Source organism: Streptomyces sp. NPDC014734 (assembly GCF_043083325.1).
Classification (GTDB): domain Bacteria; phylum Actinomycetota; class Actinomycetes; order Streptomycetales; family Streptomycetaceae; genus Streptomyces.
The window spans coordinates 69976-85770 of record NZ_JBIBYN010000017.1 but is presented as its reverse complement, the minus strand read 5'-3'; the positions used below and the strand labels follow the sequence as shown (position 1 = coordinate 85770).

The 15795-nt window shown below is 72.0% G+C and carries 12 protein-coding genes; 7 read left to right on the top strand and 5 right to left on the bottom strand.

All coding sequences use genetic code 11. From position 1 onward, the window contains the following. Positions 1-157: 157 nt before the first annotated feature. The 4 genes from ACF1CT_RS24935 to ACF1CT_RS24920 form a co-directional block, all read right to left on the bottom strand. Positions 158-703, bottom strand: a complete 546-nt coding sequence (locus tag ACF1CT_RS24935) for a methylated-DNA--[protein]-cysteine S-methyltransferase (RefSeq protein ID WP_391786158.1) — start codon at positions 701-703, stop codon at positions 158-160. Between the two features lie 20 nt (positions 704-723). After that, positions 724-2196, bottom strand: coding sequence for an AlkA N-terminal domain-containing protein (locus ACF1CT_RS24930; protein ID WP_391786157.1), 1473 nt, complete (start codon positions 2194-2196; stop codon positions 724-726). A gap of 376 nt (positions 2197-2572) precedes the next feature. Beyond that, positions 2573-3109: an O-acetyl-ADP-ribose deacetylase gene (locus ACF1CT_RS24925; protein ID WP_391786156.1), complete on the bottom strand. Its 537-nt coding sequence runs from the start codon at positions 3107-3109 to the stop codon at positions 2573-2575. A gap of 69 nt (positions 3110-3178) precedes the next feature. Then, positions 3179-3601, bottom strand: a complete 423-nt coding sequence (locus ACF1CT_RS24920) for a secondary thiamine-phosphate synthase enzyme YjbQ (protein ID WP_391786155.1) — start codon at positions 3599-3601, stop codon at positions 3179-3181. 462 nt (positions 3602-4063) lie between these two features. On the opposite strand from ACF1CT_RS24920, the gene ACF1CT_RS24915 reads away from it, so the two are divergent. After that, positions 4064-4186, top strand: a complete 123-nt coding sequence (locus tag ACF1CT_RS24915) for a hypothetical protein (protein WP_391786154.1) — start codon at positions 4064-4066, stop codon at positions 4184-4186. Between the two features lie 305 nt (positions 4187-4491). Continuing rightward, a complete protein-coding gene (locus tag ACF1CT_RS24910) occupies positions 4492-5616 on the top strand; it encodes an NAD(P)-binding domain-containing protein (protein ID WP_391786153.1) in 1125 nt (374 codons plus the stop codon). 451 nt (positions 5617-6067) lie between these two features. Here the strand turns inward: ACF1CT_RS24910 and ACF1CT_RS24905 are convergent, their stop codons facing one another. Next, positions 6068-7873, bottom strand: a complete 1806-nt coding sequence (locus ACF1CT_RS24905; protein WP_391786152.1) for an ABC transporter ATP-binding protein — start codon at positions 7871-7873, stop codon at positions 6068-6070. A 196-nt stretch (positions 7874-8069) separates the two neighbouring features. Here ACF1CT_RS24905 and ACF1CT_RS24900 point away from each other — a divergent pair, with 196 nt between their 5' ends. From ACF1CT_RS24900 to ACF1CT_RS24880, 5 genes are all read left to right on the top strand, one after another. Then, positions 8070-8513, top strand: coding sequence for a MarR family winged helix-turn-helix transcriptional regulator (locus ACF1CT_RS24900; protein ID WP_391786151.1), 444 nt, complete (start codon positions 8070-8072; stop codon positions 8511-8513). Between the two features lie 95 nt (positions 8514-8608). Beyond that, positions 8609-11560, top strand: coding sequence for an FAD-binding and (Fe-S)-binding domain-containing protein (locus tag ACF1CT_RS24895; protein ID WP_391786150.1), 2952 nt, complete (start codon positions 8609-8611; stop codon positions 11558-11560). A 136-nt stretch (positions 11561-11696) separates the two neighbouring features. Further along, a complete protein-coding gene (locus tag ACF1CT_RS24890; RefSeq protein WP_391786257.1) occupies positions 11697-11855 on the top strand; it encodes a hypothetical protein in 159 nt (52 codons plus the stop codon). Positions 11856-12094: 239 nt separating this feature from the next. Further along, positions 12095-13984 carry an ABC transporter transmembrane domain-containing protein gene (locus tag ACF1CT_RS24885; RefSeq protein ID WP_391786149.1) on the top strand — a complete coding sequence of 630 codons (1890 nt, stop codon included), beginning with the start codon at positions 12095-12097 and terminating at the stop codon, positions 13982-13984. After that, complete coding sequence (locus ACF1CT_RS24880) at positions 13981-15762, top strand: ABC transporter ATP-binding protein (RefSeq protein ID WP_391786148.1); 1782 nt, start codon at positions 13981-13983, stop codon at positions 15760-15762. Before ACF1CT_RS24885 ends, ACF1CT_RS24880 begins: the two co-directional genes overlap by 4 nt. Positions 15763-15795: the final 33 nt, after the last annotated feature.

The following is a 15795-nucleotide window of genomic DNA, read 5'->3' as shown; positions in this document are numbered from 1 at the left end:
CCGCCACCGGCCGCCGTCGCCGGACGGGGCGGGTGGCGGCCGGCGCTCCCGGCCCGTTCACGGACGCCCGGCTCGCCGGGCCCGTCACCGCGGCCCCCTCCCCCGGCGGGACGGGCCGCAGAGCGCCGGCCGGGGTGCGGGGGCGTGCCCGGGTGTGTCAGAAGAGGGTCGTGGTGTCGTCCCGCCCGCTCTTCTCGAAGGCCAGCAGTCGCTGTTTGCGGTCGAGCCCGCCGCCGTAGCCGGTGAGGCCGCCGGAGGCGCCGATGACACGGTGGCAGGGGACGATGATGCCCACCGGGTTCTTGCCGTTGGCGAGGCCCACCGCACGTGAGGCCCCCGGTTTGCCGAGACATTCCGCCAGTTCGCCGTACGAGCGGGTCTCGCCGTACGGGATGCGCTGGAGCTGTGCCCAGACGGCACGTTGGAACGGGGTGCCGTCCAGGCGCAACGGCAGGTCGAACGCGCGCAGTTCGCCCGCGAAGTAGGCGTCGAGCTGGCGGGTCGCCTCGGTGAACGGCTCCGGGTCGGGCTCGCCGAAGGTCTCCTCCGGCGGGCGGTGGCGTTGTCCGGTCATGTAGAGGCCCGAGAGGGTGCCGTCGGTGGCGACGAGGGTCAGTGGACCGTACGGGCTGTCGACGACGGTGTGTCGTCGGTGGCTGTCGGTGGCCTGCTGCCGGGTCTCGCGCATGGGCGTGGCGGTCATGGCGGTACTTCCCAACTGGTTCATGCGGGCAGGTGGTTGATGGCGTGGTCGTCGACGGTCCAGAGGTACTGGACCGCGTAGGCCCGCCAGGGACGCCAGGCCGCCGCCCGGGCGGTGAGAGCGGCGGGTGTCGACGGGAGGCCGAGTTCCGCGGCGGCCCGGCGGATGCCGAGGTCGGTGGGGAGGAAGGCGTCCGGGTCGCCGAGCGCCCGCATCGCGATCACCTCCACGGTCCAGGGGCCGAAGCCGGGGAGGGCGGCGAGTTCGGTCCGGGTCCTCTCCCAGTCGGTGCCGGTGCCGAGCCCGAGTGTCCCGTCGGCGAGGGCGCCGACGAGTGTGGTGAGGGTGGTGCGGCGGCTGCGCGGCAGGGCGAGCCGCTCGGGGTCGAGCCCGGCGAGCGCCTCCGGGGTCGGGAACAGATGGGTGAGGCCGCCCTCGGGGTCGTCGACGGGCAGGCCGTGCGCGGCGACCAGGCGGGCCGCGTGGGTGCGCGCGGCGGCGGTCGAGACCTGCTGACCGAGCACCGCCCGTACGGCGAATTCCGCTCCGTCGACGGTGCGCGGCACCCGGCGCCCGGGGGCCTTGTCGACCAGGGGGGCGAGCAGCGGGTCGGCGCGCAGCTGGTCGTCCACGGCCACCGGGTCGGCGTCCAGGTCGAGCAGCCAGCGGCAGCGGCTGATCGCGAGGGTGAGATCGCGCGGGTCGGTGAGCAGGAGACGGCAGCCGATGTGGTCGGGGCGCGGAGTGAGGGCGACGATGCCGTGTCCGTGGCGGAGGGTGAGGCTGCGGCGGTACGCGCCGTCGCGCCACTCCTCGACGCCGGGTACCGCCGTCGCGGCGAGGTGACCGAAGAGGTTGGAGGGGTTGAGTGGGGCACGGTACGGCAGGCGCAGCACCACCACCCCCGGTGTGGGCGTCGGTGTCGTGGACCGGGCGGCGCGGCCGCGCAGTTCGCCGGGGGCGAGTGCGAAGACCTCGCGGACGGTCTCGTTGAAGGTGCGGATCGAGGAGAATCCGGCGGCGAACGCCACCTCGGCCATGGGGAGCCCGGTCGTCTCGATGAGCAGGCGCGCGGTCTGGGCGCGTTGGGCGCGGGCCAGGGCGAGTGGGCCGGCGCCCAGCTCGGCGAGCAGCTGGCGCTCGATCTGCCGGGCGGAGTAGCCGAGGTGGGCCGCGAGTCCGGGGACTCCCTCCCGGTCGACGACCCCCTCCCGGATGAGGCGCATGGCGCGGGCCACGGAGTCGGCGCGGGCGTTCCATTCCGGGGAGCCGGGGCTGGTGTCGGGCCGGCACCGCTTGCACGCCCGGAAACCCGCCTGCTGACACGCGGCGGCACTGGGGTAGAAGGTCATGTTCTCGACCTTGGGCGGCACGACGGGGCAGCTGGGGCGGCAGTAGATCCGGGTGGTCAGGACCGCCGTGAAGAACCAGCCGTCGAAACGGGCGTCCTTGGACCGGACAGCCCGCACGCAGCGCTCGGTGTCGGTGTGCATGTCCCCAGCATGGGGCACCGGGCACCGCGGGACTGGCGAGAATCCGACATCGATGTTCCGCTGCCGGGGCCTCTCGACGTCTCCTCGTCATGGGCGGCTGCCGACTGGGCCGCCGTCCGTGCTCCCGGCGGGGGGACGCGGATGCCGCCGGGCCCGTGCGGCCGACTCGGGCGGCAGTCCGCAGCCGCTCGGCATCCGGCGGACGACACGCCGACCGGCAGCGCTGGGCTGGGCTCACCCGAGTAGGTGTCGGTCGCGAGCACGGCGCGACACCTGCCGCGGACACACTCCGATGGATCGAGCCCTCCGCGGGCGGCACCGTGGTGAGCACGCCCTGCCTGCTGACCACGGCGGTCTTCGACGGACCGGGAACAGGTCAGCCGCGTGCCGCCAGCGCCTCCCGGAACTCCGCGTACGCGTGCGCGTCGAAAAGCACGAACCGCACCTCCTCGACGGGCGGAGCGGCCTCCTCCAGCACCGTACGAACGGCGATGCGCGCCCCGTCGTCCATCGGCCAGCCGTAGATCCCGGTCGAGATGGCCGGAAAGGCGACGGTGCGCGCCCCCAGCTCCGCCGCCACCCGCAGCGACTCGCGGTAGCAGGAGGCGAGAAGGGCGGAACGGTCCTCGACACTGCTCCAGACCGGGCCGACGGTGTGAACCACCCATCGGGCGTCCAGCCGCCCGGCGGTCGTGGCGACGGCCTGGCCGGTGGGCAGGCCCCTTCCGTAACGCGAGGCCCGGAGTTCGCGGCACGCCGCGAGGATGTCGACGCCACCGCGCCGGTGGATGGCCCCGTCGACCCCGCCGCCTCCGAGCAGGGAGGAGTTGGCCGCGTTCACGATGACATCGGCGACCTGCCGGCTGATGTCACCGCGTACCAGCGTGACGGAAACGGCCTCGGGTGTGCGCATGGGGACATGATGCCGTGCCGGCCTCGGCCGCACCGCTCGAATGCGGAGCGGACCGGTACTCGTCCCCGCTCAGCCCAGGAAACTCAGCCGTACCCGACGCTCCGGATTGTCCCTGTTCGTATCGATCAGACACACCGACTGCCACGTCCCCAGTTCCAGTCGGCCCGCGATCACCGGAAGTGTCGCGTGCGGCGGCACCAGGGCGGGCAGTACGTGGTCACGGCCATGGCCGGGGCTGCCGTGGCGGTGCTGCCAGCGGTCGTCGGCGGGAAGCAGGGTATGGAGGGCGGCCAGGAGGTCGTCGTCGCTGCCCGAACCGGTTTCGAGGACGGCGATGCCCGCGGTGGCGTGCGGTACGAAGATGTTCAGCAGCCCGTCCGCGCCACGGGCCGCCCGGTCGAGGAACCTTGCGCAGTCGTGCGTCAGGTCGGTGACGGACTCCGTCGCTCCTGTGGTGATGTGCAGGACGCTGGTGGTGAAGGCGTGGGGCATGGCTCCATCTTCTCCTCCCACCGCGGGATCGCGCGTCCACGTGCCGGGAGCCCATTGACCGTCGCGGTCGCGGATCGCCGCGTCCGGCTGCATGTTCCGTTCGGTTGTGCTCGCTTCGCGCGGTCACATCTACCTGCCGCGGGTGGCCTCCGCCGCGTGTCGCCGCGGCTGCCGACGCCCTTCCTCCACACCTGCCGACGGTGACCGCGTGGTCCGGTCGGCCGTTCCCCGGAGCACGTGCCTGTCAACGGGTCGGCGCGGCGTGTCGGCGGGACTGCCCGGATGGCCCGAACGTCCTTGTGCCGACCGTGCGTTGGTGGAGGCCGGGCAGGCGGAGGATCCCGCGCCCGGCCGGGAACGCCCTGCGGGGACGAGTCGCGGCGCGCCTCGCCGGCCCGGGCGCGGGTGCCTGAGCCCGGTCCGGTGAGGCGGGGCGGGGCGATCGCTTACGGGACTCCCGGCGTGCTCGACCGACCGCGGGCCGCGGTGAGTCGGGAATTCGCCGCGCTCCGTTCCCGGCTGCCGGACGAACTGGCCGTCGGGGGCGCCGACGCGTTCGGCCTGCCCCTTCTCGTTCGCCGCTGACGTCGACACGCGGTTCGACCGCGACCCGCCCCCGTCCTCCTCGGCTGCTCCTCCGTCCCCACTCCCCCACTCCCCCGCTCCCCCGCTCCTCTCCCCGCTCCCCGCTCCCCGCTCCCCGCTCCCCGCTCCTGCGAATCGTCAAGGCGGCCGAACAGCTGTGCCGACGGCCGTCGAGGCCGGGAAACGGGGGCGACGGACTGCCCGCGGTGCGGCGGCCCCGTGGTCCCCCGGTTCATCACGCTCCCGTGCTCCGCGTCGCGGTCGCTCTCGGGAAGATCCTCACCCGCGAAGAAGTTAGTAGAAGCATGAACAATTCTGGGGAGGGTGCGCCGCACACGGTCGAGGTCGTCGTGGTGGGCGCCGGGCAGGCGGGACTGTCCGGCGCCCATCATCTGCGGCGGGTCGGCCTCGAACCCGACCGGGACTTCGTCGTGCTCGACCGCGGCCCGCGCCCCGGTGGAGCCTGGCAGTTCCGCTGGCCCTCGCTGACGTACGACAAAGTGCACGGTATGCACGCGCTGCCCGGCATGGAGCTGACCGGGGCCGACGGGGGCCGCCCCTCCTCCGAGGTGATCGGCGCGTACTTCGACGCATACGAGCGCGCCTTCGATCTGCGGGTCCACCGGCCGGTCGAGGTGAGCGCCGTACGTGAGGGCGACGGCGGGCGGCTGCGCGTCGAGACGTCCGAGGGCACGTACGCCACCCGCGCCCTGATCAACGCGACCGGCACGTGGGACAGGCCTTTCCTGCCCCACTACCCGGGCCGGGAGAGCTTCCGGGGGCGTCAACTGCACACCGCGAACTACCCGGGGCCCGCGGAGTTCGCGGGCCGACGCGTGGTGGTGGTCGGTGGCGGTGCCTTCGGTACGCAGCATCTGATGGAGATCGCCGAGGTGGCGGCCGAGACGTACTGGGTGACGCGCCGACCGCCGGTCTTCCGGGAGGGCCCGTTCGACGCGGACCGGGGGCGGGCGGCCGTGGCGATGGTCGAGGAGCGCGTACGGCACGGACTGCCGCCGCGGAGTGTCGTGAGCGTGACCGGGCTCCCGCTCACCGACGCGGTGCGGCGCGCCCGCGAGAACGGGGTGCTCGACCGGCTGCCGATGTTCGACCGGATCACCCCGACCGGGGTCGCCTGGCACGACGGCCGCGAGGTCGAGGCTGACGTGATCCTCTGGGCGACCGGATTCCGGGCCGCCCTCGATCACCTCGCGCCGCTGGGACTGCGCGAACCGGGCGGCGGCATCCGGGTCGAGGGAACGCGGGCGGTACGGGACGCGCGTGTCCATCTCGTCGGGTACGGGCCGTCCGCCAGCACCATCGGCGCCAATCGGGCGGGGCGTGCCGCGGTGCGCGAGATCACACGCCTGCTGGACGAAGCCGGAGCCGGCACGAAGGCCGCGGCCGAGACGGCGGGAACGAAGGCATGAGGGCGACCACCGCCGCCGTGCCGCGTTCCCCGGGGCCGTTACCGGTGGGCGACGACGGGCGCGATCGCCGGGGCCGCCCCCCTCCGGGCGGGGCCCCGCCCGGCCGGCCAAGTCCACACACCACGACCAGAACACACGAACAGGGGATCGGGTGTTCGCTGGAACGTGTGATCGTTTCGCCATTCGTTGCTCAGCTCCCCCGTGGCGGTTGATGATTACGGGGCGCAAGCGACGGGCTGCAGACCGCGACTGTGCTGTCCCTCAGAAGCATCGTGTTCAAGGAGAACCACCGAAATGAACATCATCACCAACCTGCTCGCCGGCATCGTCCACTTCGTGGGTTGGCTCATCTGACCGTCGTTCCGCCCGGCGCCGTCGCTCCCCGTCCCACGGGAGCGGCGGCGCCGCCGCGTGTGCGGCGCGTTCCCGACCGTCCGCGCGACATCGCCGGTCAACTCGCCGCCGGCTCCAGCCGGGTGTCCCCGCGGACGAGTGCGGCGTAGCGCCCGTCCTGCCGCAGGAGTTCGTCGTGGGTGCCGCTCTCCTCCGTCCGGCCGCCGTCCAGGACGACGATCCGGTCGGCGTCGCGGACGGTGGAGAGCCGGTGCGCGATGGTGATGGTGGTGCGCCCCGCGGAGAGGGCGTCGATCGCCTCCTGCACGGCGAACTCCGTACGCGTGTCGAGGGCGCTGGTCGCCTCGTCCAGCACCAGCACGGGCGGATCCCGCAGGATCGTCCTGGCTATGGCGAGGCGCTGCTTCTCGCCGCCCGAGAAGCGGTAGCCGCGTTCGCCGACCAAGGTGTCGTAGCCGTCGGGCAGTGCGGCGATGTGGTCGTGGATCTGTGCCGCGCGGGCGGCCTCCTCGATCTCGGCATCGGTCGCGTCCGGTTTGGCGAAGCGCAGGTTGTCGGCGACCGAGGCGTGGAAGAGGTAGGTCTCCTGCGAGACCACCCCCACGGCCCGCGCCAGGGTGTCGAAGTCCAGATCCCGGACATCGACACCGTCGAGCATGACTCTGCCGCCGGTGACGTCGTAGAGCCTGGGCACCAGATAGCTGAGGGTGGACTTGCCGGACCCGGTGGGGCCGACCACCGCCAGGCTGCCACCGGCCGGCACGGTCACGTCAATGCCGCTGAGTGTCGGACCGCTCTTCTCGTCGTAACTGAAATCGACGTGCTCGAAGCGGATCTCGCCACGGATCCGGTCCAGCCGCACGGGGTTCTCGGGCTCGGTGATGTCCACGTCGAGATCGAGGTACTCGAAGATCCGCTGGAACAGCGCGAGGGACGTCTGCATCTGCACCCCGGTGGAGAGCAGGCTCACGGCGGGCCGGAAAAGTGCCTGCTGGAGCGAGACGAAGGCGACGAGCGTGCCGATGGAGACGACCGGGCCGTCCGGCCGGAGGGCCATGCCCGCCACCCAGTAGATGACGGCGGGCATGGCGGCCATGACGACGCCGATCGTCGACATCCGCCACCGCCCGGCCATGCTGGAGCGGACTTCGAGATCGACGAGCTTCTCCGACTCCTCGGCGAAGCCCTTGGTGAGGGAGTCCGCCCGGCCCATCGTCCGGCCGAGCAGGATGCCGCTGACGGAGAGCGACTCGGTGACCGTGGCCGCCATGGCGGCCATCTGCTTCTGACGCCGAGTGGTGATCTTCTTGCGCTCACGGCCGACCCGCCGGCTGATCGAGACGAAGACGGGAAGCAGGAGGAGCGAGACGAGCGTGAGCCGCCAGTCGAGCGCCAGCATCGCGACGATGGTCGCGACGACCGCGGTGAGGTTGGAGACCAGCGACGTCGCGGTGGAGGTGACGGTCGCCTGCATGCCTCCGATGTCGTTGGCGATGCGGGACTGGACCTCGCCGGTCCGCGTACGGGTGAAGAAGGCGAGCGGCATCCGCTGCAACTGGGCGTAGACCGCGGTGCGCAGATCATGCATGACGCGCTGGCCGACCGTGGTGGAGATCAGGGTCTGCAGGACGCCGAGGACGCCGTTCATCACGGCGGCGAGGATCATGCCGACGGCGAGCAGCGACAGGAGCCCGGTGCGCCCCTGCGGGATGGCGGTGTCCAGGATCTCGCGCAACAGGAACGGCGAGGCGACCGAGACCAGGGACGAGGCGCCGACGAGCAGCCCCACCAGGGCGAGCCGGCCCCGGTAGGGACGGAACAGGCGCAGGATGCGGCGCACCTCGGCGGGCGGGCGGTCCCCGTCCGGGGGCGGCGGCGTCCAGGTGATTTCGTCGGGTTTCATGGGCTCCTTCGGCAGATGCGTGGCGGGCGGGTCGGGGCCGCCCCGGCCCCGGCGGCAAGTCGGCGGCATACCGACCGCACACCCGTTCGGGCCCGGAGCCCCAGGGGCTCCGCTCCTTTCGAGCTTTCGAGCTTTCGAGAGCATAGCTCATTGTTACCTATGCTCACAATGACAAGGGTCCTGATATCGTTCCCGCATGGAATCCTCCGACGCAGACGGCGTGCTCGCCGAGCAGTTGTCGCGCGTGACCCGCAGGCTCCAGCGGATCCAGAGCCGCCAACTGGAGCCGATCGGGATCACTCCCGCGCAGTTCCGGCTGCTCCGCACCGTGGCCCACTACGACGGGCCGCCCCGGATGGCGGATCTGGCCCGGCGGCTGGACGTCGTCCCGCGCGCGGTGACGAGCCTGGTCGACGGCCTGGAGGCGAGCGGTCGGGTGCGTCGCGCGCCCGACCCGGACAACCGCCGGGTGGTCCGGATCGAGATCACCGAGGAGGGAATCGCCACCCTCCGGTCGCTGCGCGACGCGCGCCGGGCCGCCGCGGAGGAGATCCTTGCCCCATTGACCACCGATCAGCGCGAGGTGCTCGGTGGTCTGTTGTCCGCCCTGGTCAACGGCATGCCGGAGCGTCGCTGCTAAACCTGTGGGCACAGGTGTACGCCCGGTCGGCGCACATGCGAGACCCGCCGGACGTACCGAACAGAACAGAACAGAACCGCCGAGGAGAGCCCGCCATGCCACTGCTGGAGCCGAAGCCGGAAGCACTCCGCCCCGGAGCCGCGCGTACGCCGTCCCCGGACCGGGTCCCCGACGTGCGGGCCGCCGGTACGCCCGAGCCGCTGCGTGGCGACCTGATCCGCCTGCTGGGACCGGAGAAGGTGTTGTGGAAGGTCTCCGACCTGGTGAAGTACGCCTCCGACGCCAGCCCCTACCGGTTCCTCCCCCGGGTTGTCGTGGTCGCGGAGGACATCGACGACATCTCGGCGATCCTGTCGTACGCGCACGACAAGGAGCGCGAGGTCGTGTTCCGGGCCGCCGGCACCAGTCTGAACGGCCAGGCCCAGGGCGAGGACATCCTGGTCGACGTGCGCCATCACTGGGCGGGCATCGAGGTGCTGGACGACGGCGCGCGGGCCCGCGTCCGGCCGGGGACGACCATCCTGCGGGCCAACGCCACCCTCGCCCGGTACGGCCGCCTGCTCGGCCCCGACCCGGCCAGCGCCATCGCCTGCACGATCGGCGGAGTCGTGGCCAACAACGCCTCGGGCATGACCGCGGGCACCACCCGCAATTCGTATCGCACCGTCTCCTCACTCACCTTCGTGCTGCCGAGCGGTACGGTCGTCGACACGGGCGCTCCCACGGCGGACGAGGACCTGGCCCGGGCCGAGCCCCGGCTCTGCGAGGAGCTGATGGCGCTCAAGGCGGACATCGAGGCGGACCCCGTGCTCACGGCACGGATCCGCGCCAAGTACGAGATCAAGAACACCAACGGCTACCGGCTCGACGCCTTCCTGGACGGCTCGACGCCGGTGGAGATCCTTCGCGGTCTGATGGTCGGTTCGGAAGGCACCTTCGGCTTCATCTCCGAGGTCGTCTTCGACACGCTGCCGTTGGACCGGAGTGTGTCGACCGCCCTGCTGTTCTTCCCCTCCCTGACCGCGGCCGCTGCCGCGGTGCCCCGGTTCAACGAGGCCGGGGCGATCGCCGTCGAGCTGATGGACGGCAACACCCTGCGCGCATCCGTGAGTGTCCGGGGCGTGCCCGCGGACTGGGCAGGGCTTCCCAAGGAGACCACGGCGCTGTTGGTGGAATTCCGGGCTCCGGACGAAGCGGGCCGGGAGGCGTACGAGCGGGCCGCGGCGTCCGTCGTCGAGGGGCTCGACCTTGTCGCGCCCGTGGCCTCGGTCACCAATGAGTTCACCCGCGACGTCAAGGTCATCGCGGGTTACTGGAAGGCCCGCAAGGCGTTCGTCACCGCCGTCGGCGGCACCCGTCCCTCGGGGACGACGCTGATCACGGAGGACTTCGCGGTGCCGCCCTCGCGGCTGGCCGACGCCTGCGAGGCGCTGCTCGCGCTCCAGGCGGAGCACGGTTTCGACGCCGCCGTCGCCGGGCACGCGGCGCACGGCAACCTCCACTTCCTGCTCGCCTTCGACGCGGCGAAGCCGTCCGACGTCGACCGGTACGCGGCGTTCATGGACGACTTCTGCCGACTGACCGTGGAACGCTTCGACGGCTCCCTGAAGGCGGAGCACGCCACCGGACGCAACATCGCCCCGTTCCTGGAGCTGGAGTGGGGCCCGAGGGCGACCGAGCTGATGTGGCGTACCAAGCAGGTCATCGACCCCGACGGGGTGCTGGCCCCGCGCATCGTCCTCGACCGCGACCCGAAGGCCCACCTGCGCGGACTGAAGACGATCCCGAAGGTCGAACTGGTCGCGGACCCCTGCATCGAGTGCGGATTCTGCGAGCCCACCTGCCCCAGCCACGACCTCACCACCTCGCCCCGCCAGCGCATCGTGCTGCGTCGGGAGATGATGCGGCAGCCGGGCGGCGCGCCGGTCGAGTCACGCCTGCTGGACGCGTACGGCTACGACGCCGTCGACACCTGCGCGGGTGACTCGACCTGCAAGCTGGCCTGCCCGGTCGGCATCGACACGGGCGCCATGATGAAGGACTTCCGCCACCAGCGGCACTCCGCCCGCGAGGAGCGGGTTGCGGCGCTCACCGCGAAGAACTTCAAGGCGGTGGAGGCGGCGGCACGGCTCGCGGTCGCGGCGGCCGACCGGATCGGGGACCGCCTCGGCGACGGGCCGCTGGAGACCATCACCGGGCTCGCCCGCAAGGCCGTGCGCCCCGATCTGGTCCCCGAGTGGCTGCCCGAGCTTCCCGGCGCCGCCGCCCGGAAGCTGCCCCGTACCTCCCGTGCCGGGGCGAGCGCCGTCTACTACCCGGCGTGCGTGAACCGCATCTTCGGTGGCCCCGAGGGCCATCGCGGCCCGTCGCTGCCGCAGGCCGTCGTCGCCGTTTCCGCCCGCGCCGGGAAGCCGGTATGGATTCCGGACGACGTCGCGGGTACCTGCTGCGCGACGATCTGGCACTCGAAGGGGTACGACGAGGGCAACGCCGTGATGGCCAACCGCATCGTGGAGGCGGCCTGGGGCTGGACGGCGGGTGGAAAGCTGCCGCTGGTCGTCGACGCGTCGTCGTGCACGCTGGGCATCGCCCACGAGGTGGTGCCCTATCTCACCGACGACAACAAGGAGTTGCACCAGGAGCTGACCGTCGTCGACTCCCTGGTCTGGGCGGCCGACGAGCTGCTCCCCGAGCTGACGGTGCTCCGGAAAATCGATTCGGCGGTACTGCATCCGACGTGTTCCATGCAGCACCTGGGCGATGTGGACCAGCTGCGCACGGTCGCGGAGGCGTGCGCGCACGAGGTGGTGATTCCCGACGACGCCGGATGCTGTGCCTTCGCGGGCGACCGCGGCATGCTGCACAAGGAGTTGACGGAGTCCGCCACGGCGAAGGAGGCCGCGGAGGTGAACACCCGGGAATACGACGCCCACCTCTCCGCCAACCGCATGTGCGAGATCGGTATGGACCGGGCCACGGGCCACTCGTACTACTCCGTGCTGATGGAGCTGGAGCGGGCCACCCGGCCGGGGCCCGTTACGCGGTGATCGCCGGGGCCGTCCGGCGACCGGCCCGCCACGTTCGCCGGACGGCCCCGACGGTCCTCGGTGTCCCGCCGGTCCTGAGTGTCCCGGCGGCCCCGGACGTCCCGGTACTGGAGCAGGACGTGTCCACCCCGCACCCGTGGGCGCGGCATCCGTGCCGCTCAGTCATCTCTCCATCACGGCGAAGTACGCGCCGCAGCAGATTCCGGACTTCACTCGCGGCGAGTGGGAGAAGGCCCGTTCCGGGATGGATTCGGAGGATCCGGAGGAGTCCTGCCCCATCCGCACACAGGGATGAGGGGACCGGGCTGCGGAAAGGCTCCGTCGAACCGGGGCAGGCCCGGTTCCCGCAGGCACCGCGGCAGGGCGCTCACCCGCGGGTTCTCGCTCCCGGACGCAGAGGTTCCGCGGCCGGATCCCGCTGCTCCCCGACGTCATCATGGAAAAATCCAATTGCCCAGGTGAACCCATTAGGGCGAGCCTTGGACAGTTTGCGACATTCGCTGATCAATTCAGCACACCGAACCATGGGACGTCATGCAAATTCGCGATCTTCCGTACTCGGACCCCGGCGATCCCGATGTACGGTCGGGCCCCCATCTCCTGCTCTGGCTGGGCCGCAACCAGCTCCGCGGCCAGCTCAAGGCCATGTCCTGGGGCCTGTTGCACCAGTGCTCCCTGGCAGGCTTTCCCCCCGCCGTCGGCCTCGCCGTACAGGCAGTCGTCGACCGTTCCGGCAGCCGGCTCGCGTGGGCGGGCGGTCTGATCGCCGCGCTGGGCATCCTGATGGCCGTCGGCGACACCATGCTCCACAGGGCCGCCATCACCAACTGGATCACTGCGGCCGCCCGCCTTCAGCAACTGCTGGCGCGCAAGACCGCGGAACTCGGTTCGGCACTCACCCGCCGGGTCGCCGCGGGTGAGGTCGTCGCGGTGTCCACCGGTGACGTCGAGAAGATCGGCTGGTTCGTCGAGGCGCTCTCCCGCTTCGCAGCGGCGGTCGCCGCCCTCGTACTGATCTGTGCCGGGCTCGTCCTCTACCTCCCGTCGCTGGGCATCCTGGTGGCGCTCGCGGTGCCGTTGCTGGCCCTCGCGGTACTGCCCCTGCTCCCCCGGGCCACCCGGCGCGCCGACCTGCAGCGCGAGAAGGCGGGCAAGGCGACCGAACTGGCCTCGGACACCGTCGCCGGACTGCGGGTGCTGCGCGGGATCGGCGGCGAGGAGCTGTTTCTCGGCCGCTACCGGCGTGCCTCGCAGGAGGTCCGTACGGCAGCGGTGCACAGCGCCCGGATGTGGTCGCTGATCTCGGCGATCCAGGTACTGCTGCCCGGTGTACTGCTCATCTCGTTGGTCGTGTACGGGGCGGTGCTGGCCCGCGACGGCCGGATCGGGGTCGGTCAGCTGGTCACGGTCTACAGCGCGGCGACGCTGCTGCTGTTCCCTCTGCGCCACGTCGAGGAGATCGCGATGGCGTACTCCTTCTCCCGGCCCTCCGCCCGGCGCGCGGTCCGGGTGCTGTCGCTGCGCCGCACCGACCGGCCGTCGACCGTCGACGCCGCACCGACCGGCGATCTGTACGACCCGGCCACCGGGCTGCTCGCACCGGCGGGCCTGTTCACCGCGGTGGTCTGCGGCGATCCGGACGAGGCGGGCCGGCTGGCCGAACGCCTCGGCGGACACGCGCACAACGACACGGACCCGCATACGGGCTCCGACACCACGGCCGGCACCACGACCGGCGGCAGCACCGGCGCCGAGCGGAACGCGAGCGGTGCGGCGGGACACCAACCGCCGTCCGTGCTGCTCGGTGGCGTTCCGCTGGACGAGCTCCGGCTGGCCTCCGCCCGCACCGCGGTCCTGGTGCAGGACAAGGACCCGGTACTGCTCTCCGGCACACTGCGGGACCTGCTGGACGTGCCGTCGTCCGGCCGGGTGTCCGCCGAGGAGGCCCTGTCCGCCGCCCGGTGCGGCGATGTGCTGGCCTCGTTGGCACGGGCGTCCGTCGCCACGGACGGCGACCCCATGTCCGCGCGCATCACCGAGCGTGGCCGCTCGCTCTCCGGCGGCCAACGTCAGCGGCTCGCACTGGCCCGCTCACTGGTGACCGACCCCGAGGCGCTGGTTCTCGACGAGCCGACCTCGGCCGTCGACTCGCACACGGAGTCGCGGGTCGCCGCCGGGATCAAGGAGCTGCGCCGGGGCCGCACCACCGTGGTGTTCGCCTCCTCGCCACTGCTGCTCGACCTGGCGGACCGGGTGGCTCTGGTGCACCGGGGCACGGTCGTCGCGGTCGGAACCCACCGGGAACTGCTGCGCGGGGAACCGCGCTACCGGGCGGTGGTGACGCGCGAGACGGACGAGGAGATCGCGGACCCGAACGGCGGGAACGCGCCCAGGACGATCGAGGAAGTCGAGGAACGGGCATGATCGGCGTCGCGGAACCGACGTACGACCCGGCGGCGCCGGAGTCGGCGACGACATTGCCGGTGGGCACCCGCACCACCGTACGGAGCTATGTGCGGGAGCTGCTGCGGCGTCACCGCAGACCGTTCACCGTGCTGATCGCGTTCAACGCGACAGCGGTGATCGCCTCGATCGTCGGCCCGTATCTGCTGGGCGGCCTGGTCGAGGACCTCTCCGACGGCGTCGAGGACCTCCATCTGGGGCGCACCGCCGCGGTGTTCGCGCTCGCGCTGGTCGTGCAGACCGTGTTCACCCGGATGATGCGGCTGCGCAGCGCGATGCTCGGCGAGGAGATGCTGGCCGATCTGCGCGAGGACTTCCTCGTACGGTCGGTCGCGTTGCCGCCGGGCGTGCTGGAGCGGGCCGGGACGGGTGACCTGCTGTCCAGGATCACCACGGACATCGACCGGCTGGCCAACGCGATGCGCGAGGCCGTGCCGCAGCTGGCGATCGGCGTGGTCTGGGCCGGGCTGCTGGTCGCCGCGCTCACGGCGACGGCCCCGCCCCTGGCCCTGGCGGTCCTGCTCGCCCTGCCCGTCCTGATCCTGGGCTGCCGCTGGTATTTCCGGCGGGCGCCGTCCGCGTACCGTTCGGAGGCCGCCGGGTACGCGGCGGTCGCGGCGACGCTCGCGGAGACCGTGGACGCGGGGCGGACGGTCGAGGCCCACCGCCTGGGTGCGCGCCGGGTCGCGCTGTCGGACCGGCGGATCAAGGAGTGGACCGCGTGGGAGCGGTACACGCTCTTCCTGCGTTCCGTGCTCTTCCCCGTCATCAACACCACTTATGTGGTCATCCTCGGCGCGGTACTGATGCTCGGCGGCTGGTTCGTCATCGAGGGCTGGCTGACGGTCGGGCAACTGACGACGGGCGCGTTGCTGGCGCAGATGATGGTCGATCCCATCGGACTGATCCTGCGCTGGTACGACGAGTTGCAGGTGGCACAGGTGTCGCTGGCCCGGCTGGTCGGTGTGCGGGACATCGAGCCGGAGGCGGGCGACGCGCGGATCGTCCCGGACGGCCGGGACGTCCGGGCCGACGAGGTGCGCTTCGGCTACCGTGCCGGGCTGGACGTCCTGCACGAGGTGTCGTTGGACGTCCCACCGGGTACGCGTATCGCGCTGGTCGGCCCGTCCGGGGCCGGCAAGTCCACGCTGGGCCGGTTGCTGGCCGGGATCTACGCTCCGCGCATGGGAGAGGTCACGCTCGGCGGCGCCGAGTTGTCTCGGATGAAGGCGGAGGACGTACGCACGCACGTGGCGCTGGTCAACCAGGAGCACCATGTGTTCGCCGGGTCGTTGCGGGACAACCTGCTGCTGGCCCGGACGACCGCCGAGGACGCCGAGCTGTGGGCGTCCCTCGCGGCGGTCGACGCGGACGGCTGGGCGAGGGAGCTGGAGAAGGGGCTCGACGCCGAGGTCGGTTCCGGTGGTCTGGCGCTGACTCCGGCCCAGGCGCAGCAGATCGCCCTGGCCCGGCTGGTCCTTGCCGATCCGCACACACTGGTGCTGGACGAGGCGACGTCGCTGCTGGATCCTCGGGCCGCCAGGCATCTGGAGCGGTCACTGGCCCGGGTGCTGGACGGACGGACGGTCGTGGCGATCGCCCACCGGTTGCACACCGCGCACGACGCGGATGTGATCGCGGTGGTGGAGGACGGCCGGATCAGCGAACTGGGCAGCCACGACGAGCTGGTGGCCGCGGACGGCGCGTACGCGGCGCTGTGGCGGTCCTGGCACGGCTGAGGACGATTCCGTCGGACGTGTGTGGTGCGCGTC

Excerpts from the sequence above, each read along its gene's own strand:
- ACF1CT_RS24935 (WP_391786158.1), bottom strand. The coding sequence starts at position 703 with ATGACCGCCACGCCCATGCGCGAGACCCGGCAGCAGGCCACCGACAGC.
- ACF1CT_RS24930 (WP_391786157.1), bottom strand. The coding sequence starts at position 2,196 with ATGCACACCGACACCGAGCGCTGCGTGCGGGCTGTCCGGTCCAAGGAC.
- ACF1CT_RS24925 (WP_391786156.1), bottom strand. The coding sequence starts at position 3,109 with ATGCGCACACCCGAGGCCGTTTCCGTCACGCTGGTACGCGGTGACATC.
- ACF1CT_RS24920 (WP_391786155.1), bottom strand. The coding sequence starts at position 3,601 with ATGCCCCACGCCTTCACCACCAGCGTCCTGCACATCACCACAGGAGCG.
- ACF1CT_RS24910 (WP_391786153.1), top strand. The coding sequence starts at position 4,492 with ATGAACAATTCTGGGGAGGGTGCGCCGCACACGGTCGAGGTCGTCGTG.
- ACF1CT_RS24905 (WP_391786152.1), bottom strand. The coding sequence starts at position 7,873 with ATGAAACCCGACGAAATCACCTGGACGCCGCCGCCCCCGGACGGGGAC.
- ACF1CT_RS24900 (WP_391786151.1), top strand. The coding sequence starts at position 8,070 with ATGGAATCCTCCGACGCAGACGGCGTGCTCGCCGAGCAGTTGTCGCGC.
- ACF1CT_RS24895 (WP_391786150.1), top strand. The coding sequence starts at position 8,609 with ATGCCACTGCTGGAGCCGAAGCCGGAAGCACTCCGCCCCGGAGCCGCG.
- ACF1CT_RS24885 (WP_391786149.1), top strand. The coding sequence starts at position 12,095 with ATGCAAATTCGCGATCTTCCGTACTCGGACCCCGGCGATCCCGATGTA.
- ACF1CT_RS24880 (WP_391786148.1), top strand. The coding sequence starts at position 13,981 with ATGATCGGCGTCGCGGAACCGACGTACGACCCGGCGGCGCCGGAGTCG.